We start from the raw sequence: 19,960 nt of genomic DNA on the forward strand, positions 1-19,960 counted from the left end.
GACGTTGAAGGAGAGCAAAGGGGAGGTTGGGAACGCGCGACACTGCAAATACAGTTCGCGCGTTTTTATTTAAGCTAATTGGTGTCGTTGCGACTGTCCATATCAATCGACATGGCAATGTCATCGAGTATGTCGTTTAGCCCAGTAATTTTTTCGGTGGCAATAAATACGCTCATTTGAGACTCAACTACAAAATAGTCATCATTGGTGTCGCTCTCAAAGGTGCTTTCTAATGCGCTTTGTACGCGGTCAAAGAACTGGCGCGCGCTTCGTTCTTCAATATTGTGAAGGCATAAAATGAATTGGTCGGTTCCAAAGCGGCCCAGAATATCGTTGCCTCGAATAACGTTTTGAAAAGTTTGCGCAATTTGCCGCAATACAAAATCGCCTTTCGTAGAGCCCATTTTACGCGTTATCTCTCGTAGGTTGCTAATGTCGAATATTGCAATAGCAATGGCACGACCCTTTTTAGGCGCATCTAGTTTATTAATGCGTGCGATGGCTGAATCGGCGTTGAGTAAAAGTGTTACCGGGTCGATGGCTTTGCGTGCAACGTGCTTTTTACGTAAAACGTACCCGGCAATAATAACAAACAGTAAAAAAACTAGGATGGCGGTATATAAAGTATTCCTTCTCTGTTCTTCGGCTTTTTCAATGGCTGATTCAAGATCATAAATACGTGTATAAAGATTAGCTGCACCAACAATTAAAGCGGTATCTTGGGTAATTTCTCTTCGCTTAATGACCTCTTTGGAGTAAATACTATGGGCTACTTTTGCGCGCTCTATATCGCCTAAAGCCAAAAAAATTGAAACGTTGAAGCTCAAGTAGTCTAGGTTAGTTTCGAAAATCCTTGGAATAGCATTTTTATCTAACGCACCTGTGTCAGTTAAGTATTGCTTTATACAGGTTAGGTTATTGTTGTGTAAGCATAGTTCGGCTTTGTGCCAATCAACCAGCATTTGACCAAAAGAGCTAGAGATACTGTCTGTTGCTTCTTCTAAATCAGGGAGAGTATAGGCTAGGTTATTGTAATCCTGAGTTTTTCTATAATAGATAGACAGAGCATATTGATACAAAAAATTACTAAGTGGCGTGTTGATTTCGCTATTTAGTGCACCTAGCTCCAAAATACTTTGATAGGCTTTATTGGTTTGACCGCTGCTTAGCAGCGATACAATGGCACTAATGATAATACTGACCTTATTACTGCCTTTGTAAACAAGTAGGCCCATTTTGTGGGCTTTTAAATACTGCTCGGCGGCCAGCGCGTGTTGCTCTAAATCACCATAGAGAAGGCCGATAGCGTTGTGGATATGCGCGAGTTCGCCTGGGCTACCGTTATCGGAATAGCGTTTAAGCACGCCAAACATTTTACCTAGCCTGACTTCGGGCGACGTAGATTCTGAACAATAGTTAATAAGCCCTAGCGAAGAGCTGGTAAAAATATCGCTATGACGTTTTGGTGAAGATAAATCTTGGGCCTGTTGATAGTATTTACAGCGCGCCGGGTTTTCTCTGGCATCATAAGAAAAGCCAATTTGATAAATAGCCGATGCAAACGCGTACGAGCTTTCATCTATATTGCTTTGCATTATGGCTTTAAGCAGCATCTTTTCTGCTTCTTCATACTTGCCGCGACAAATTAAAAACTGCCCTTTGGCTACGGTCAAAGCAAAACGTTGTTGGGGTGAGAGGCTTTCTAAAGTGAGCGTTTGTTCTAGTTCTGGCAGCAACGATTGACTTGGGCAATCGTACGAGGGCGAGCGAACTTTTTCTATAACGGCATCGACATCAGTATTTGCCAGAGTCGCAGAAGAAGCGAACAACACGCTGAAAAAAGATAAGAGTGTTAAATAAAACCTTCGAGCCATAAGAGATAGCGTTTACGTTTTTTTCTTTATAATATCGATTTGAGCCAATAACTACTATATCAAGCCCTTAAATCTTACTGCTTTTTTGTATCCTTATGCGTATTTTGTGTCTGAAATTAGCAGCTACAAAAAGTGGTAAGCACATTACCCCTAATGCACAGGCGCCCCAAAACTTACCAAAATTGCCACGCCAACTAAGGCAACGGCAGACCATGCAATGGTGGCCTTTGTCGCTTTTTCACCAAGCACCCAGGCTACCCCTAACGACATTAACGCACTGGTGGCAATTAACGTTTGAACAACGGCGGCTTTGGCATAGGCAAATGCAAACATTTGTAAGTAGATAGCGGCAGTAGTACCAAGCAATGTTGCTATTACAAAAGCCGGCCATATGCGCTTGCCGTGGCTACTTTGATAGTCGATAACAGGCATATAGCGGGTTTTAGTTAAGGCTATAAGCGGTATCACAAAGGCCATACCGCCTACCATTCGTAAAAACGCAGCACTTGCCGCATCAACGTCGCCCGCGCTTAAAATGTCGCGGCTGACTACCGCACCAACAGCCTGACACAGTGCTGCGCCAACGCCATATAAATAACCGCTGGTAGCAAATACATGAGTAGAACTGCGTTTACGTGCTTTGATAACCATATCCACCGAAAATAGCACTACAGCAACGCCAACCCACTGCTGCCAGGTAATCCATTCGCCAATAAAGGCCATAGCAAATAGGGCAGTAAATAAAGGTGCAAGGGTTTCGGCAACCAGTACCGCTTGGCTATCGCCAATGCTTTGTAGGGCTTTAAAGAAACAGGTGTCGCCAATGCCTATGCCAATTAGGCCACTAAGTAATAGCCACAACACTGCGCTGGTGGTAAGCCCGGTTGGCTGAACGAAAAGTAGCACAACGGCCAAAATGGCAATTGAAATTAAGCCTTTCCAAAAGTTCATAGTTAGCGGCGAAAACGCGTTACCCGTACCACGGAATAAGCGTGCAGCAATTGCCCAACAAAGCGCTGTACCAAGCGCAGCAAAAACACCCATAAATTACCTGTTAACAATATGAATAAATGAGAAAAGGCAAAGTTTAGTCTGCCAAAAAGAGCGGCTATGCTAATGCATGGTGTAGTTGGCGTAAACTTAAATCATTCAGTTGGTTTTTAGCTAAAACATCATAGCCTTAAGCAAACGTAACAGAAGCTAAAGGGCTTTAGTGGCATTATACTGATAACAAAAAATGGAGCGAAACCGCGCTGAGCTATTTTAGGTGAGTGTTAATGAAGTCTCTACATTATTACTGAAGTGAAAGGGCTAGAAAACCGTGAGTATTGAGCAAATGAACTTAAGCGGCATAAAAGGTGTGATATTCGATTTAGACGGCACCTTGGTAGAGTCTAGCCTTAACTTTACGCGAATGCGCGCCGACATAGGTTGCCCACAACACGAGGATATCCTTACCTTTGTTGATGCCCTTAGCTGCGCCGAAACCAAAGCAAATGCACACCGCACTATTTTGCAGCACGAACTAGAGGATGCACAGAACGCTAAATGGCTAGCCATAGGCAAAGCCATGGTAGAGAAAGTGCAGGCACACAACTTACCCATGGCAATAGTTACCCGCAACTGCCGCCAGGCTACCGCAATTAAGGTGGCCAATAACAGCATACCTATTGATTACGTGCTTACCCGCGAAGACGTCCCCGCCAAACCGGACCCAACCGCCTTATTGATGGTGGCGAATACATGGCAGCTTCAACCTGAAGACTGCCTGTATGTGGGCGACTTTATTTATGACCAGCAAGCCGCCGAGAATGCTGGGATGAAGTGGTTGTTGGTTTAGATGTCGACTTTATGACCAGAAGGAAGAGTTGGCAGTTCGGGCATTATTGCCATTAAGTCTTCTTCTAATAAGCAAAAGCGCCCAGTGCCAGCATATACTTTAGTATAGTCTTCCTCAGTAAGCTCTTGCATGTTCATATTTTGTTCGATACTCATAGTCTATTCCTTTCCATTTAGTTGATATTGCTTAAAAAGCATTAGAAAAGTAACAAGGCAAAAGGCATATGGATTTGCGATTAGAGACAAAAGTAGGACTCGTTAAAAAATTTGCCATTATTGGCGCAATTTTAATGCTTTTTTGTCTCACCTTTTCACAAAACGTTAGTGCTTTTGGCGTTACATTAGATGGAAAAACTAAGTTTGCCGGTATTCCCGCAGGAATAATTAGAGATATTGAAGTTGTTGGCGACGCAGTCTATATCGCTTCTGAAAATGGTCTATTTAGGTACTTAGGCGGTCGTTCAGAAAAGTTGGAATATAACATCGACTCTAATGAGCGGGGGACTATTTCGGACTTATTCTTTGATAAAGAAAATACGCTCTGGATCGTCGAGTTTGGAGTGGGTGTTTTTAAATACAGGACAGACACAGGTGCTGCAGAAAAGTTTCGTTCTGAAGACAAGTGGCCACGATATGCCTGGAAGATAGGTGTTCTCGAACAATATACAGTAGTTTCACTAATTACTGGCATTCTTGTTGTTGACAAGGAGACCGGAGAGCTACAGAAATGGGCATCAAACGTTGCGCCTGGGCATGTTAACAATGTACTTTCTTTAGCAGTGTCGGTAGATGGGGCGGTCTACCTAGGGGCTGAAAGCGGTTTAGTTAAGATTGACCCCGAAAAAGAGACAAGCGAAGTAATATCAGTTGATACTTTTCTAACAGACCTCTCGTCTGTGGAGGCAGTCTCAATATACGGCGAGATACTTTATGTTGGAGGAAGTGAGGGGATCTACGCTTACGACACCTCAAATAACAACAAGTCATTTTTCCCTTTAGAAAGTCCTGATTATTCTATTGGGCCTGTCTCAGACATATTTGTTTCAAGTTCACGCAGAATATACGTCACTGCAGGTGGCCTGTATGAATTGAATAATGGAAAAATTAATAAACCTGATTTTATGGCGCCGCTCATAACTTCAGACGGCATAAGAAGTATCGTTAAAATAGCTGAACTACCCTCAGGCGAATTACTACTAGCTTCGTCTCAGCTTGGGCTTATTTCTATTACACAGTCGCACGAAGCTATAAATCTACTACATAAAGGTGAACAGGTACTTCGGCAAAACATCAAGTCGTTTGGTTTTAGTGATGAGTTTGGGTATGGAGTTAGTACTCAAAAGCAAGATTACCTAATAAATGTAGAAACAGGAGAGTTAAAACCCTTTAGTTTTTGGAAGGGGAACCGCTGTATCGATGAAAATTTATCAAAATATGCTGAACTGTCTAAAAGTAATATCCTTAACGATGATTACTGCAGCTCTAAGTTTAGTCATGCTATTCAGCAATCAGACTCGCTTCTCTATTTCTATCATGATGAAGGAAACAAAGCCTTTTACAGCATATTGGAGGATGGGGTGATAGCGGATAAAATTCCTGCACCCCGGCAAATGCTTTATTCATTCTTAACAACTTCAGGTGAAATAGCCGGATTTGATAGTGATAGTAATTTCCACATTCAAATGTCTAAGTTTAATTGGAAATCTATTTCTCCTGATGATGGGAAGTGGGTTGGGCTCACCTGTTTGATTGAAATGGACGAGGTTTTCTTACTCTGTACTTCAGGGCAAGGTATCAAATCGATTAACAAAGGCTCAGGAGAAATAAGTAACTCCGATTTATTAGCTGGAACTGGAGCTAGGTTTATTAGAGGAGCTCTACATAGTGAAAATAATCACTTGTGGTTTTTGACAAATATGGGGCTTTTTGTGGTCGATTCAGCTAATGACCTAATCTCTTTTAATGAAAGCGACGGCGTATTTGATACAGATTTTGAGTATCGTGGGATACACCAGTTTGGTGAAAGATTGATTATTCTTGGCGATAAGTATTCTTATTTGGTTAACGAAGAAAAAGCGATAACGGCTATGAAAGCCAAAGAAAGCTTAAAAAGTAATGTCGTATTTACTAGAGCAGAGTGGACCGATAGTGAGATGCGTACTCATAATTTTTATTCGCAGCCGACATCATTTCAAAATCCCTTAACGTTAGAAAGTGATTTCGACAAACTTTCTCTTGATTTCAGAACGAGTAGTTTTTCTAACTATGATAATGAAAAGCTAGAGTTTAGAATTTTAGGCATGGACGATGAGTGGAAGTTACATCCTTTATCCCAAGCATTTCTAACCATGGCAGATTTAGAGTCTGGTCATTATGAATTTCAAGCAAGAGTAAGTGGTGACGGAAACCCTATAACGTCTCTAACTTTCGAAGTAGAACGGCCAATATACTTTCAAAAGTATGCGTTAGGCGTCTATTTCCTTTTGGCCCTGAGTTTTCTAATTGCGTATAAATTGAAATATTTAACAGCGTTTTGGAGTTATTTCAAAACCACCAATTTATACGCACATCTTACTCGCTATGAAATTACAGACGGGCATTCAAAGTTCGAAAAAATGCTGCGTAGTAAAGAGCGTTTTATTAACCAAATCACCTCTGAACTTCGAACACCTATTCAAGTGATTAATGGTTCACTAGAAAAAATTTCCGATGCGGATAAGGACACGCGCAAAGAATTAGTCTGTATTCAAGACAATGTGAAAAGGGTCGAGCAATTAATTCACCAGATGAGTCAGGATGTCCCTACAGCTTTCAAAGCAGAAGATTATTACAAGTCCTATTCACCCGAAAATATTCGTTTTATTGTTTTATCTCTTGAGCCTTTAGCAAAGCAAAAGAGACAAAATCTAGAAGTGCGGATAAAGGTCAAAAAAAGTGTGTCTCTGATCAGTGAAAGCTTAGAAAAAATCATGGCTAACCTTGTTCAGAACGCTATCAAGTTTACACCTGAACTTGGCACGATAAAAGTTAGCGCAATACAGGATAGCAAGGCGCTAAAGATCATCGTAAATGATGATGGTGAGGGAATAGAAGAGAACTTGCAAAGCAAAGTGTTTGAAAGGTTTGCTAGGGGCAACACAAAATTAGATGGTAATGGTGTGGGATTGGCTACGGTTAAAACCCTGGTAGAGTTAAACCAAGGAGAGGTTACACTTCAAAGTCAAAAAGGTGTGGGAACGAAAGTAACGGTAACGCTGCCAGTCGATGATATTGCTTTTGTAAATTCGCAAGCTGAAGATCTTTCGCCAGCAAATGCTAAAACAAATAAAAAATCACTATTAATTGTTGATGACAGCCGAGAATTCCGTTCATATCTCTTCGATCTGTTCTCGGGTAAATATCGCTGTCTCGTTGCGCGAAATGGTGTGCAAGCTTTAGATGTAATGCAACATTATTTGGTGGACTTGGTAATAACGGATCAAATGATGCACGAAATGGATGGGCTTGGTTTAACTAAGGCTATTCGCCAAAACCCTAGCTACGCAAACATTCCGATATTAATGCTGACTGCTGAAACAGGAGCTGAACTGGAGAAAGCAGCGCTAGAAGAAAAGGTAGATTACTTCTTAGCAAAGCCAGCTTCAAATGAAGAGATAATACTGCGTGCTGAACACTTATTGTCGGTCAGAGAAGCAAAAGAAAAAGAAGAAGATGAAAGTGCGCTGCCCGTTTTCAAATTCGGGTGCTTAATAATTCCAGAATTTGATAACGAGAAGGATATGGCATTTTATCTAAACTTCATCGCTGTTCTTGAAAAGAACTATCAAGACGAAGCATTCAATAGAGACCAAGCTGCCTCACAACTATTGATAAGCCCAAGAAGCTTAAATCGAAGGATGTCTGAGTTGTTCGACTACAATTTCAGCGAGTTTCTGTCGCGCTTTAGAATCGAAAAGTCTATTCCACTGCTGCTAGAAGGAAATAGCATTTTAGATACATGTCTAGACGTGGGTTTTGGAACAGCTGCTTACTTTTCTACCTCTTTCAAAAAGGTTATGCATCTACCACCTAAAAAGTACATCGAGCAATATAGTAAAACTGTTGCTTAGTTTTTTAAGACAGAGTAAAAAAGCTGCTAAACATACCTACGTCTTTCCGCCAAAAAGCCTATCAATAGAAACGATGCCACATAGCCTGCTCCTTGGTACTGCCAGGGCAAGTAGGCTAGGGTGTGTTTCAAGAAGGGGGCGCCGTACAACGTAAGTGCGCCATAGCCGAAGGCACACAGCACTACAAACATGCTAACGCGAATAATAAAGTGATAAGGTGCCAGTACGCGTTTTACATGGCCGTTAATCAGGTCGCCGTACACCACTAAAATTGTGGCCATAAGCATAATGCTCATTTCGGTGTAATAGGGGCTTAATGCGCGAGAAAGGGCACTGAAAAGTTCACTCATAAAATTACTACTATTATGATGCTTTGCTATGTGCCCATTATAACCACGGCAAGGTCAAAAGCGTTAGCTAACGCTTTTATTTAATGCGCTTACTGCTTTAAAGCCTTGTTCAATAGTGGCTATGCGGTCGTTGGTTTGGTCGCGCTCTACAAATTTATGTTCAATGCCAGCTAACTTGCCGTGCGCAAATATCTCTTTAAAGTTAATAGTGCCTGTGCCCACGTCAGCAAAGCTGCCGTCTTCAGCCAAATCTTTCACATGCCAAAGCTTAAAGCGGCCTGGGTACTGCTTGAAATAATCAACCGGGTTTTTACCTGCTTTTACCGCCCAGTATAAATCAAGTTCCATGGTAACAAGGTCTGGATCGGTCTGGGTAATTAGCACGTCTAACGGTGTCTTGCCATCGCGCACTTCAAACTCGAAATCGTGGTTGTGGTAGGCAAGGGTAATGCCTTCTTTCTTACAGGCTTCACCAATGGTGTTTAGCTTTTCTGCAAGGGCTTGGTAAGGCGCTATACCCGTCCCGCGCTGTGCTTCGCTAAGCCAAGGTACCACTAAGTATTTGTGACCAACGGTGTGAGCGACATCTAAAATTTGTGAAAGGTTGGTATCGAACGCATCTAATTGAATATGAGCCGAGGGCGCAGTTAGGCCGTTTTCATCAAGCAGTTGCTTAATCTCTTTTGCGCTATGGTCAAAGTAGCCTGCAAATTCCATTTCCGTATAGCCTACGTCAGCTACCAGTTTAAGCGTAGCCGCTACACTTACTTTCATAATATCTCTTAGGGTATAAAGCTGCAGACCAACCGCGCTGTTATGCATGCCCTTCATCATTGCTCCTTTATCACCATCATACCCGTTCGCCAAACTCGTATCTGCCAAAACAGCAGGAGCGCTCATAGCCGCCAATAAACCAGACGAGTATTTAATGAACTGTCGTCTCGAAACGCCAGAGCCAATGTTGCTGGCCGCGTCTAAAATAGCTGTCTTGCTTAAAGTTTCTTTACTCCAATTCACTTTGTGCTCCTTTATATGTCTAGGTTCATAGGGGCTGGCGCTTTACTCTCACCAATTAACTCGAAGCTTTGCCTGTGCTCCCACGTACAATAAGTTCAAACGGCATAATAACCTTGGGGGCTTTGCGAATTTTGCCGTTCAGTAGGTCCACTAAAAGCGTAACCGCCGTTCTGCCAAACTCTTCTGCCGGTTGTGCAATAGTCGTTAGCGGGGGGTCGACAAATGCTGAGAACGCAATGTCGTCAAAACCTGCTACAGAAATATCGTTTGGTACATGCAAATTAGCTTGCTTGAAGGCTTGCATAGCACCAATAGCTGTTTCGTCGTTTTCACAAAAAACAGCGGTAGGCCTGTCTTTCAAACGGGCGATAGTTTCACCGGCGTTGTATCCGGCCTGCAATGTAAAATCGCCCGGAAACAGCAAGTTTTCATCAAAGGAAATACCAGCTTGCGTTAGTGCGTCTTGGTAGCCAGCTAACCGGTCTTGGGTCAGCGGGCTTGAGTTTGGCCCTTTGATCATGGCAATGCGGGAATGTCCTAACGATATTAAGTGCTCGGTCATCGCCTTAGCTGCAGCCCGGTTGTCTAAAGACACAACGGGGTATTGACCATCGTCAATCACTTCACAGGCATTGACCATGGGAAGTAGACCGTTGTCGTTGACCATAGTGGCATCAAAAGGATTGTGTGCACGCAACTGAATAAGCCCGTCTGCCTGCGAAGTGCTTACCATTTTGGCGTAATGGCTTTCAATTTCACTGTTACCAAGGGTGTTGGCAAGCAAAATGGAATAACCTAGCTCTGCAGCGGCTTCCTGCATTCCGCTAATAACACGGGCAAAAAACACGTTCGCCACAGTGGGAACCAGCACCACCAAGTTGTGGGTTTTACCCGAGCGAAACTTAACCGCCATTAAATTAGGTTTGTATCCCACAGCCTGAACCGCAGCCATCACCTTGTTGCGTGTTTTTGGAGAAACACGCTCAGGTTGTTGTAGCGTTCTTGATACGGTAGCAACCGAAACGCCGGCACTATCTGCTACATCTCTAATATTTGCCATTTCTATTTTTGTTGTTTGTTAGTTCATATATGCATTGTAAACCCAACCAGCTAACGGTAGGCGTTATACGATGGTAGCGAATTCAAATTAACCGTAAAGTTAAAATGTAACCGTTTTCATTTTGACTTAAAGAATACGTACTTTAACAAGAACGTCAAAGGTTATTTGTAGATTAATTGTAAATTTCACTTCATCTATCTTCTGAATTAAGCCCGGTTTATCGCCATTTATTTCGACTTATAACCGATGTTACATTGCCAAATGTAAACTTTAGATTAATAAAATGCTGTTTTTTGTGTTGACCATTAAAATGTAACGGGTTACATTTTATCGCATTAGCTACACCAATAGTGCAATTGCACAAAGAGGAATTTCGATGCAACCAATACGAATGGGAATGATCGGCGGCGGGGAAGGCGCATTTATTGGTGCCGTACATCGCCATGCCGCAGGGTTAGATGGGAACTACCAGTTAGTGTGTGGCGCATTTAGCCGCAACGAAGACAATAACTCACGCACTGCCGCATCGTTAAACGTGCCGTTAACTCGCGCATACAGTAGTTGGCAGGCAATGCTTGACGAAGAAGCTAAGTTACCTGAGCAAGAGCGCATGCAGGTGGTAGTAATCGTCACACCTAATCATCTTCATGTACCCATTTCAATTGCCGCTATTAAAGCGGGCTTCCATGTTTTCTGTGAAAAACCTGCTGGAGTTAGCTTTGCTGAAGTAAAAGAGCTGCAAGATGTTATTCACGCAAATGAATCGCTATATGGTTTGGCTCATACCTACCTTGGCTATCCAATGGTATGGCAAGCACGTCATCTTATTGAAAGCGGTAAGCTGGGCAACATTCGAAAAGTGTATGTTGAGTACCCCCAAGGCTGGTTGTCTGGCGAAGAAGAAACGCACAATAAACAAGCGCAGTGGCGCACCGACCCAGCAATTTCTGGGGCAACAGGCGCAATGGGTGACATAGGTACTCATGCCTTTGGTCTGGTTGAGTTTGTATTAAACGACAGTGTTACTTCGCTATGTGGCGAGTTGAACACGCATGTTGAAGGACGTCGATTAGACGATGACGGTGCTGCGCTTATTAAAACTAGAAAGGGCGCGTCGGGTGTGTTGATTGCTTCACAGGTATGTGCCGGTGAGGAAAACGCATTGAAGATCCGTGTATATGGTGACAAAGGCGGTTTACAGTGGCGTCAAATGGAGCCTAACTCTGTTATTTATCGTCCCATCGACGCACCTTATCAAGTGTTTAGAGCGGGCCAAGGTCAAGTTGGGCTATGTGATGAGGCATCTGCGCGTTGTCGTGTTCCAGCTGGTCATCCAGAGGGTTATTTAGAAGCCATGGCAAACTTGTATACCGACTTTGCCAAAGCAGTGCGTGCTAATCAAAAAGGCAAAGCCGAGGGCGTTCCTGGAATAAATGCTGGCTTACGCGGAATGGTATTTATCGACGCCATGCTAGCTAGTACTGACAGTGACACTAAATGGGAGTCAGTTAGTCAGGAAGGAACGCAATAATGCAACTACAACTTAATATGAAAAAGGTGAGCGCTTATGGCTACTAACCAACAACCTATAAAAGGGCCCGCAATCTTCCTTGCTCAGTTTATGGGAAAAGAAGCGCCTTTCGATACGCTTGAAAATATGGCGAAGTGGGCAGCGTCGCTCGGCTATAAGGGAATACAAGTTCCTACCGAACCTAGCCTTTTTGATTTAGAAAAAGCGGCTGAAAGCCAAGAGTACTGCGACAATATCGCGAAAATCTGTAAAGACGCTGGCGTGGAAATAACCGAGCTTTCTACGCACTTACAAGGTCAGTTAGTAGCTGTACACCCTGCTTACGACGAATTGTTCGATAACTTTGCGCCAAAGCATCTGCATGGTAAGCCACAAGAGCGAACCGAGTGGGCAATCAACCAGCTGAAATGTGCGGCTATCGCTAGTAAACGTTTGGGATTAAAAGCCCACGCCACTTTTTCAGGTGCATTAATGTGGCACTTAGTTTATCCATGGCCTCAGCGTCCAGCTGGCTTGGTTGAGCAAGGCTTTGCTGAACTCGCTAAGCGTTGGAAGCCCATTCTTGATGCATTCGATGATGCTGGCGTAGACGTGTGTTATGAAATCCACCCTGGTGAAGACCTGCACGATGGTGCGTCGTTCGAGCAGTTTTTAAGTGCGGTAGATAATCACCCTCGGGCAAATATTCTTTTTGACCCAAGCCACTTTGTTTTACAGCAGCTTGACTACCTCGACTTTATCGATCGTTACCACAGCCGTATCAAAATGTTTCATGTTAAAGATGCCGAGTTTAACCCTAACGGTAGAAACGGTGTATATGGCGGCTATCAAGACTGGCAAGAACGAGCTGGCCGTTTTCGCTCTCTTGGCGATGGGCAGGTCGATTTCAAAGGAATTTTTAGCAAGCTTACCCAGTACGGCTTCACCGGCTGGGCAGTACTTGAGTGGGAATGCTGCTTAAAAGACAGTGCGCAAGGTGCTGCTGAAGGCGCACCGTTTATCGCTTCACACATTATCGAGCCAAGCAAATACGCGTTTGACGATTTTGCTGGTGGTGATGTGAGTGAAGCGAAGAATAATCGTATTTTAGGGCTTGAGCGCTAAGCGCCATCAACAGGATAGCAATAACTATGATAACCCTACGCCTGAGTTTGATGATGTTCCTTCAGTTCTTCATTTGGGGAGGCTGGTTTGTAACATTAGGTACGTATTTGTCGAATACCTTGGCTGCTAATGGCGGGCAAATCGGTATGGCTTTCTCAACCCAAAGTTGGGGCGCCATTATTGCCCCCTTCATTGTTGGGCTTATTGCCGACCGATTCTTTAATGCAGAAAAGATCCTCGGTTTCTTACACCTCGTTGGCGCCGTACTTATGTATTGTATGTACCAAGCGAATGATTTTGTCAGCTTCTACCCTTATGTGTTGGCGTACATGATTGCCTATATGCCTACGCTGGCATTAGTCAATTCGGTGTCATTCGGGCAAATGGTCGACCCGTCGAAAGAGTTCGGAAAAGTTCGTGTGTGGGGCACTATCGGCTGGATTGTGGCAGGTCTTATGATTAGCTATGTATTCTCATGGGATTCTGCCCAATCTATTGCCGATGGTATGCTCAAAAACACCTTCTTATTATGTAGCATTGCCTCATTAATTTTAGGTGTGTTCAGTTTTACGCTACCTAACACGCCTCCTCAATCTAGCGGCAAAGCCGTAACCATACGGGATATTCTAGGCTTAGATGCGTTGGCACTGCTCAAAGATAAGAACTTCTTTGTGTTCTTTCTCTCTTCGGTACTCATTTGTATTCCGCTGGCCTTTTACTACCAGAATGCGAACCCTTTTCTTACCGAAATAGGCGTTGAAAACGCCACGGGAAAAATGACGTTGGGCCAAGTATCTGAAGTACTGTTTATGTTGGCTCTACCGGTATTTTTGAATCGCTTTGGCATTAAAGCCACCTTAGTAATTGGTATGGCTGCATGGGTAATTCGCTATGCGCTGTTCGCATTTGGGAACGCAGACGAAAGTTTGTTCATGCTTATTATCGGTATTGCACTGCACGGCATTTGTTACGACTTCTTCTTTGTATCAGGGCAAATCTATACCAATGCGAAAGCGGGAGAACATGTAAAAAGTGCCGCGCAAGGGCTAATTACCCTAGCAACATACGGCGTAGGTATGCTGGTGGGGTTTGCTGTAGCAGGCGCAATTACCGATACCTATACGTTGGAAACAGGTGCCCATAGTTGGCAGCAGGTTTGGTTATTCCCAGCAGCGTTTGCCGCGGTGGTGTTAGTACTCTTTACCATTCTATTTAGAAAGGAGAAGGTTAATGCCGATGCATAACAATGCCCGCAGAAAGTTACTTCAAAACATGGCAATGACTGGGGTAGGAATAGCTGGAGTAGGATTAACCGCCTCTGGTTTAGCGGCAGCCGATTCAACCACAGCACGTAAAGGTAGCAATGCCATGAATACACCGCTTAAAGGCAATGTGAATCACTCGGTAAGTCGATGGACTTACGGCGATTTAAGCATTGAAGAGTTGTGCAAAACTGTTAAGCAATTAGGGTTTGGAGCAATTGATTTGGTTGGCCCTGAAGATTGGCCTGTACTAAAGCAATATGGCATCGACTCTTCTATGTGTAATGGCGCTGAAATTAGCCTTGAAGATGGCTTTATTCATGCTGAGTTACACGATGAACTAGAAGCGCGCTATTTAAAGCACATAGATTTAGTCGCCGATGCAGGTTACACCAACCTTATTTGTTTTAGCGGTAATGCCAGAGGCATGTCGAAGGAAGACGGCCTTGAAAATGCCGTTAAAGGATTAGAGCGAATTTTGCCTCACGCTAAAAAGCGCAATGTAGTGATCTTCATGGAGCTATTCAACAGTAAAGTCGATCACCCTGATTACATGGCCGACAACTCTGCATGGGGCATAGAACTTTGCAAACGTCTTGGTTCTGAGCACTTCTCACTACTTTACGATATCTACCACATGCAAATTAATGAGGGCGATATCATCCGAACTATTCGCGATAACCATCAGTACTTTGGTCATTATCACACGGCCGGCGTTCCTGGACGTCACGAAATAGACGCTTCACAAGAACTTAATTATGAAGCCATTGCTAAAGCCATTGTTCAGACCGGATTCAAAGGCTATCTAGCACAAGAGTTTATACCCACACCGAAAAGCAAAGCCAGCAGAATCGAGTCGCTAAACCAGGCGATTCAAATCTGCGATGTATAACGTGCGAACAGGCACAGCGACGAATGAAGTTTTAAGGACGTGTTATGGCGAGTAACGAATACGATGCAATAGTGATTGGATCTGGTATCAGTGGCGGTTGGGCAGCTAAAGAGCTTACAGAGAAAGGCTTAAAAGTGCTTATGCTTGAGCGTGGTCAAAATATTAAACATATAAAAGACTACAAGAATGCGCATAAAGAAGATTGGGATTATCCACATCGCGACTTACCTACACAGGCGATGAAAGTAGATTATCCTGTGCTCAAGCGCGACTACCCATTAAACGAAAAAACCTACGGTATGTGGGCAAACGAAAAAGCAAATCCTTATACCGAAGACAAGCGCTTTGACTGGTACAGGGGCTACCATGTCGGCGGGCGCTCACTGTTATGGGGGCGCCAAAGCTACCGTTTAAACAAAGAAGATTTTGAAGCCAATGCTAAAGAAGGTATAGCGGTTGACTGGCCTATTCGCTACGAAGACTTAGCACCCTGGTATGACTATGTAGAAAAATTCGCAGGTATCAGCGGCAACCGAGATGGTTTAGACGTGTTGCCTGATGGTATTTACCAGCCGCCGATGCCAATGAATATTGTAGAAGAAAGTGTCGCTGCACGGGTTAAAAAAGCTTACGAAGGCTCGCGCCATTTAGTACACGGTCGAACATCTAACATGACACAAAGCAAACCTGAAGAAGGGCGTGTTCATTGTCAGTACCGCAATAAGTGTTGGTTGGGGTGTCCGTTTGGTGGCTACTTTAGTACACAAGCATCTACGCTTCCGGCTGCTGTTAAAACAGGTAACTTAACCCTTCGTCCTTTCTCGATTGTAAAAGAGATCTTGTTCGACAAAGACAAAAAGCGCGCAACTGGCGTTGAAATTATCGATGCAGAAACCAACGAGACCTATGTATTCAAAAGTAAAATCGTTTTTGTTAATGCGTCAGCTTTGAACTCGGCGTGGGTACTAATGAATTCTGCCACAGATGTGTGGGACGGTGGATTAGGAAGCAGTAGTGGCGAGCTAGGCCACAACGTTATGGACCACCATTTTAGAGTAGGAGCATCGGCAGAAGTAGAAGGTTTTGAAGATAAATATACTTATGGACGCAGACCAAGCGGTTTCTATGTACCAAGGTTTAGAAATTGGGATGGTGATAAGCGTGACTATCTACGTGGATTCGGCTATCAGGGCAGCGCAAGTCGTTCAGGCTGGCGCAAAGACATTGCCGAGCTTGGTATAGGAGCAGGGCTAAAAGATGCGATAACCGAGCCTGGTCCTTGGACAATCGGGATGACAGCTTTCGGTGAAATTCTTCCGTACCACGAAAATAAAGTGTACCTGAACAAAAAAGTCACCGATAAGTGGGGCTTGCCAGTACTTGCCATGGACGTTGAGATCAAAGAAAACGAACTCAAGATGCGTAAAGATATGCAGCAAGACGCCGTTGATATGTTCGAAGCAGCTGGGCTTAAGAATGTTCAAGGTTGGGATGCCGACTATGCACCTGGCATGGGTATTCACGAAATGGGTACGGCGCGTATGGGCAGAGATCCAAAAACGTCCGTGTTAAATGCGCATAACCAAGTATGGGACGCACCTAACGTATTTGTTACAGATGGTGCAGCCATGACATCAGGCAGTTGTGTTAACCCGTCGCTAACCTATATGGCGCTAACGGCAAGAGCTGCTGAGTTTGCCGTGGAAGAGTTAAAGCGAGGAAATCTTTAATGGAACGCAGAGAACTACTTAAACTTATTGCGACAGCCACGGGTACGGCGTTATTTGCAGGAAATGTGTTTGCATACAAAGATATTCCTGCGGTACCGCTAAGTGACACATTATTTAATGAAAAAGACGTGGCTCTACTCAATGAGATGGGGGAGGTAATCATCCCCCAAACAGATACGCCTGGAGCAAAAGCTGCAAACGTTGGTGCAACAATGGCTGTGCTGGTAACCGATTGCTACACACCCTTACTTCAAAAGACGTTTGTCGATGGCATAAAAAAAATATCTTCATTAAGTCAAAGTCGCTTCAATAAGCCATTTATCCAGCTTACCAAGCAAGAGCGAGAAACCTTCTTTAATGATTTGGATGTGGAAGCAAAAGCGGCGAACCTTTCTAACGGCGTTTATCAAGGCGTTGAAACAGGCAAGCCAAGTCAGTGGGAGCCTGGTACCGATGAGCCAACCCCTCACTACTTCACCTTATTAAAGCAACTGACACTTTATTGCTTTTTCACGTCACAAGTTGGTGCTACCAAAGTACTTCGATATGTAGCTATTCCTGGGCGTTACGATGGAGCATTTCCTTATAAGAAGGGCGACAAAGCGTGGGCCACGTAAGCCTGATACAAAAGCTTAGTGAATAAAGCAAAACAAGAAAGCCAATTGCTACATAGTGATGAAACAGATTAGAAAAGGTACTAACACAATGAATAAGACTCTTCTTGCCTCTACAGTGGTGCTACTTATGCCGCTTACCGCGTGCGCTACAACAGAAGCAGATACGGAGAAAAGCGAGTCACGTCTAACTCGTGAAAAGCAGGCAGCCAAAACAGAAGTTTGGGAGCCGGTTCCGGAAGTTGTTTCTTTTGATAAGGCGGGCGTGCCTTCTGATGCCACCATTTTAATTGGCAATGACTTATCAAATTGGAGTTCGGTAAAAGAAGGTAAGGCTAAATGGACGCTTCAAGATGGTGTACTTACCGTAAAACCGGGCACGGGCGATATTAAAACGAACGAAGCGTTTTGTGACGTACAACTGCACGTAGAGTGGAAAGCGCCCCAGCCAGAAGCCGGTATGGAAGGACAGCAGCGTAATAACAGCGGTATCTTCCTTCAACAAAGATACGAGATTCAGGTATTAGACTCATATCAGAATAAGACCTATCCCAATGGTCAGGCTGCAAGTGTATATAAGCAAACTATCCCGTTAGTTAATGCTATGAAGGCCCCTGGTGAGTGGCAAACTTATGACATTATCTATAAAGCTCCTACCTTTAAGGGTGAAGACTTAGTAACAAAGGGCTATGTTACCGTTATACATAATGGCGTAGTAGTTCAAAACCATACCGAGATCCAAGGAACCACAGAATGGATAGGTGCACCTAAATATAAAGCGCACGGATGTGCCCCACTTCAATTGCAAGATCACGGTAACTTAGTAAGCTTTAAAAATATGTGGGTAAGACCGCTTTAAAACGCAAGCCGATATATATCTTCAATCTCTTCAATACTTAATTGCTTGGGATTATTGCGAAGAAGGCGAGTTACTTTACTCGCTTCTTCTGCTAGCTCCCCCACACAAGTTGGCGAAATATTAAAATGGGTGAGTGAAGCGGGTATGTCTACATCCCTACACAGCTTTTCTATAGCACCTAATAGCAGCTTAACTGCTTCTTCTTTTGAATGGTGGCGCTCACATACCTTCAGAAGCTTGGCTACGCAATAAAGTTTGTCTTGGCAGAAAGGCGCATTAACTTTCAAAACGTGAGGAAGCATTACAGCGTTACTCATGCCGTGTGATAAATGAAAGCGCCCGCCCAAGGGATAAGCCAGTGCATGTACTGCGCCCACGCCGGCATTTCCAAACGCAAGACCTGCCATTAAACTGCCGGTGGCCATGTCTTCACGAGCCGACAGGTTCTCACCATTATTATAAGCGTGTACTAATGAACTAAAGATAAGCTTAAGCGCCTTCTCTGCAAGCGCGTCGGTAATGGGGCTAGCATTAACACTGATATAGGCTTCAAGGGCGTGAACGAACGCGTCTATTCCACTAGCTGCTGTAATGGACGCAGGGCACGTTTTTGTCATTTCAGGTGCGACAATTGCTACATCGGGTAGTAAGCAGTGGCTAACAATGCCTTTTTTCATTTGCGCCTTAGGGTCAGACAATATAGCAATGTTGGTAACTTCGGAACCTGTACCTGCGGTAGTGGGGATAACAATAAGGGGGAGGTTTCTTTGTGTAAGCGTATTTTCACCGAAGAGTTCTACAAGAGATCCGGTATAGTCATAAGTAGAGGCAAGTACTTTCGCGCTATCAATAGCACTGCCTCCGCCCAGCGCTATTATTCCGTCTATCTGTTTTTCCCGAAGCAAGCCCAACTTCCTTTCTATAACATCTACTTCAGGCTCAGGAGGTATGTCATCAATAATAAGTAAAGGTTTAGAAGAAATGAGCGTGAGTATTTGGTCGAGAAGCCCTGAAGAAGATACGCCTTTATCAGTTATCACAGCGCAGTTATTTATGCCTAAACGCTTCATTTCATCAGCAAGGGCTTTAATAGCACCTAGTCCAGTAATGAGTTTCCCCGCGGTCTTGAATTCCGAAACCTTCATAGAGTGCTCCTGGTAAGGGCGTTTTTTTAATAGCTACGAGTTATTTAATTTATAGTACAACACAGCGGATACCACTTAACTAATCTTATAGATGGTTAAAAGTGAGTTGAATTCGTGGTTTTAATAAACGTTTTGTGTGTTGTTTGTGCAAACGATCGAAAAATAAGGTTTTTTTTGAAATAAGTGTTGACGTGAGCGCTCATTTCCCTAAAATGCGCATCCGCTTCGGGGGAAAAGCAAAACGGCAACCCTCCTGAAGTAAGTCTCTACTACCTATATAGGCCAGTAAAGACGGGAGTTTGGAAGAGGCGCTTCAGAAAATAAATTTTCAAAAAGTGTTGACAACGAAAACTTCCAGCGTATAATGCGCACCTCACTCAAACAGGGTGAGTCACTAAGAAGCAACGGCTTCTGGTGAATTGCGACGAAGTCGCAACGTTCTTTAACAATTTAGACAAGACAATCTGTGTGGGCACTCGTTAAGAGTGTCACAACGACGATTCATATTTCGATATATTTAATTGAAGAGTTTGATCATGGCTCAGATTGAACGCTGGCGGCAGGCCTAACACAT

General features: G+C 43.7%; 16 protein-coding genes. 9 read left to right on the forward strand and 7 right to left on the reverse strand.

Translation table 11 applies throughout. From position 1 onward, the window contains the following. Nucleotides 1–74: 74 nt before the first annotated feature. Nucleotides 75–1,874, reverse strand: coding sequence for a diguanylate cyclase domain-containing protein (locus tag IW644_RS18250; RefSeq protein ID WP_269918798.1), 1,800 nt, complete (start codon nucleotides 1,872–1,874; stop codon nucleotides 75–77). 150 nt (nucleotides 1,875–2,024) lie between these two features. Further along, nucleotides 2,025–2,918 carry a DMT family transporter gene (locus IW644_RS18255; protein WP_179982097.1) on the reverse strand — a complete coding sequence of 298 codons (894 nt, stop codon included), beginning with the start codon at nucleotides 2,916–2,918 and terminating at the stop codon, nucleotides 2,025–2,027. 277 nt (nucleotides 2,919–3,195) lie between these two features. Between IW644_RS18255 and IW644_RS18260 the strand changes: the two genes are divergently transcribed. Next, nucleotides 3,196–3,714, forward strand: a complete 519-nt coding sequence (locus tag IW644_RS18260; protein WP_269918799.1) for an HAD family hydrolase — start codon at nucleotides 3,196–3,198, stop codon at nucleotides 3,712–3,714. Here IW644_RS18260 and IW644_RS18265 read toward each other — a convergent pair. Beyond that, complete coding sequence (locus IW644_RS18265; RefSeq protein WP_269918800.1) at nucleotides 3,711–3,869, reverse strand: hypothetical protein; 159 nt, start codon at nucleotides 3,867–3,869, stop codon at nucleotides 3,711–3,713. The genes IW644_RS18260 and IW644_RS18265 overlap by 4 nt on opposite strands. A gap of 68 nt (nucleotides 3,870–3,937) precedes the next feature. Here IW644_RS18265 and IW644_RS18270 point away from each other — a divergent pair, with 68 nt between their 5' ends. Next, nucleotides 3,938–7,822, forward strand: a complete 3,885-nt coding sequence (locus IW644_RS18270; protein ID WP_269918801.1) for a hybrid sensor histidine kinase/response regulator transcription factor — start codon at nucleotides 3,938–3,940, stop codon at nucleotides 7,820–7,822. 26 nt (nucleotides 7,823–7,848) lie between these two features. Here the strand turns inward: IW644_RS18270 and IW644_RS18275 are convergent, their stop codons facing one another. The 3 genes from IW644_RS18275 to IW644_RS18285 form a co-directional block, all read right to left on the reverse strand. Beyond that, a complete protein-coding gene (locus IW644_RS18275) occupies nucleotides 7,849–8,172 on the reverse strand; it encodes a DUF3392 family protein (protein WP_269918802.1) in 324 nt (107 codons plus the stop codon). Nucleotides 8,173–8,235: 63 nt separating this feature from the next. Further along, nucleotides 8,236–9,189 (reverse strand): sugar phosphate isomerase/epimerase family protein, encoded by a 954-nt coding sequence (locus IW644_RS18280; protein WP_269918803.1) that lies wholly within the window; start codon nucleotides 9,187–9,189, stop codon nucleotides 8,236–8,238. Between the two features lie 55 nt (nucleotides 9,190–9,244). After that, nucleotides 9,245–10,249 carry a LacI family DNA-binding transcriptional regulator gene (locus tag IW644_RS18285; RefSeq protein ID WP_269918804.1) on the reverse strand — a complete coding sequence of 335 codons (1,005 nt, stop codon included), beginning with the start codon at nucleotides 10,247–10,249 and terminating at the stop codon, nucleotides 9,245–9,247. Between the two features lie 376 nt (nucleotides 10,250–10,625). Here IW644_RS18285 and IW644_RS18290 point away from each other — a divergent pair, with 376 nt between their 5' ends. From IW644_RS18290 to IW644_RS18320, 7 genes are all read left to right on the forward strand, one after another. After that, nucleotides 10,626–11,780 carry a Gfo/Idh/MocA family protein gene (locus tag IW644_RS18290; protein ID WP_179982104.1) on the forward strand — a complete coding sequence of 385 codons (1,155 nt, stop codon included), beginning with the start codon at nucleotides 10,626–10,628 and terminating at the stop codon, nucleotides 11,778–11,780. 36 nt (nucleotides 11,781–11,816) lie between these two features. Then, entirely contained in the window at nucleotides 11,817–12,884 is a 1,068-nt protein-coding gene (locus tag IW644_RS18295; RefSeq protein ID WP_269918805.1) for a sugar phosphate isomerase/epimerase family protein, read from the forward strand. A 26-nt stretch (nucleotides 12,885–12,910) separates the two neighbouring features. Continuing rightward, nucleotides 12,911–14,128, forward strand: coding sequence for a nucleoside permease (locus IW644_RS18300; protein WP_269918806.1), 1,218 nt, complete (start codon nucleotides 12,911–12,913; stop codon nucleotides 14,126–14,128). Beyond that, nucleotides 14,121–15,038, forward strand: coding sequence for a hydroxypyruvate isomerase family protein (locus tag IW644_RS18305; protein WP_269918811.1), 918 nt, complete (start codon nucleotides 14,121–14,123; stop codon nucleotides 15,036–15,038). Before IW644_RS18300 ends, IW644_RS18305 begins: the two co-directional genes overlap by 8 nt. Nucleotides 15,039–15,082: 44 nt before the next feature. Then, the gene (locus tag IW644_RS18310) at nucleotides 15,083–16,768 is read left to right on the forward strand and encodes a GMC oxidoreductase (RefSeq protein ID WP_269918807.1); all 1,686 of its coding nucleotides are present in this window, start codon (nucleotides 15,083–15,085) and stop codon (nucleotides 16,766–16,768) included. Beyond that, a complete protein-coding gene (locus tag IW644_RS18315) occupies nucleotides 16,768–17,385 on the forward strand; it encodes a gluconate 2-dehydrogenase subunit 3 family protein (protein ID WP_269918808.1) in 618 nt (205 codons plus the stop codon). The genes IW644_RS18310 and IW644_RS18315 overlap by 1 nt, the downstream gene beginning before the upstream one ends. A gap of 88 nt (nucleotides 17,386–17,473) precedes the next feature. Next, the gene (locus IW644_RS18320; RefSeq protein ID WP_269918809.1) at nucleotides 17,474–18,241 is read left to right on the forward strand and encodes a 3-keto-disaccharide hydrolase; all 768 of its coding nucleotides are present in this window, start codon (nucleotides 17,474–17,476) and stop codon (nucleotides 18,239–18,241) included. On the opposite strand, the gene IW644_RS18325 is transcribed toward IW644_RS18320, so the two are convergent. Continuing rightward, nucleotides 18,238–19,386: an iron-containing alcohol dehydrogenase gene (locus tag IW644_RS18325; RefSeq protein ID WP_269918810.1), complete on the reverse strand. Its 1,149-nt coding sequence runs from the start codon at nucleotides 19,384–19,386 to the stop codon at nucleotides 18,238–18,240. The two genes, IW644_RS18320 and IW644_RS18325, sit on opposite strands and share 4 nt — an antisense overlap. Nucleotides 19,387–19,960: the final 574 nt, after the last annotated feature.

Source organism: Alteromonas sp. PRIM-21, from assembly GCF_027563165.1.
GTDB classification, from domain to species: Bacteria; Pseudomonadota; Gammaproteobacteria; order Enterobacterales; family Alteromonadaceae; genus Alteromonas; species Alteromonas macleodii_A.

Bases quoted from the DNA above. Each gene is read 5' to 3' on its own strand.
- IW644_RS18250 (WP_269918798.1), bottom strand. From the start codon at position 1,874: ATGGCTCGAAGGTTTTATTTAACACTCTTATCTTTTTTCAGCGTGTTG.
- IW644_RS18255 (WP_179982097.1), bottom strand. From the start codon at position 2,918: ATGGGTGTTTTTGCTGCGCTTGGTACAGCGCTTTGTTGGGCAATTGCT.
- IW644_RS18265 (WP_269918800.1), bottom strand. From the start codon at position 3,869: ATGAGTATCGAACAAAATATGAACATGCAAGAGCTTACTGAGGAAGAC.
- IW644_RS18270 (WP_269918801.1), top strand. From the start codon at position 3,938: ATGGATTTGCGATTAGAGACAAAAGTAGGACTCGTTAAAAAATTTGCC.
- IW644_RS18275 (WP_269918802.1), bottom strand. From the start codon at position 8,172: ATGAGTGAACTTTTCAGTGCCCTTTCTCGCGCATTAAGCCCCTATTAC.
- IW644_RS18285 (WP_269918804.1), bottom strand. From the start codon at position 10,249: ATGGCAAATATTAGAGATGTAGCAGATAGTGCCGGCGTTTCGGTTGCT.
- IW644_RS18290 (WP_179982104.1), top strand. From the start codon at position 10,626: ATGCAACCAATACGAATGGGAATGATCGGCGGCGGGGAAGGCGCATTT.
- IW644_RS18295 (WP_269918805.1), top strand. From the start codon at position 11,817: ATGGCTACTAACCAACAACCTATAAAAGGGCCCGCAATCTTCCTTGCT.
- IW644_RS18300 (WP_269918806.1), top strand. From the start codon at position 12,911: ATGATAACCCTACGCCTGAGTTTGATGATGTTCCTTCAGTTCTTCATT.
- IW644_RS18305 (WP_269918811.1), top strand. From the start codon at position 14,121: ATGCATAACAATGCCCGCAGAAAGTTACTTCAAAACATGGCAATGACT.
- IW644_RS18310 (WP_269918807.1), top strand. From the start codon at position 15,083: ATGGCGAGTAACGAATACGATGCAATAGTGATTGGATCTGGTATCAGT.
- IW644_RS18315 (WP_269918808.1), top strand. From the start codon at position 16,768: ATGGAACGCAGAGAACTACTTAAACTTATTGCGACAGCCACGGGTACG.
- IW644_RS18320 (WP_269918809.1), top strand. From the start codon at position 17,474: ATGAATAAGACTCTTCTTGCCTCTACAGTGGTGCTACTTATGCCGCTT.
- IW644_RS18325 (WP_269918810.1), bottom strand. From the start codon at position 19,386: ATGAAGGTTTCGGAATTCAAGACCGCGGGGAAACTCATTACTGGACTA.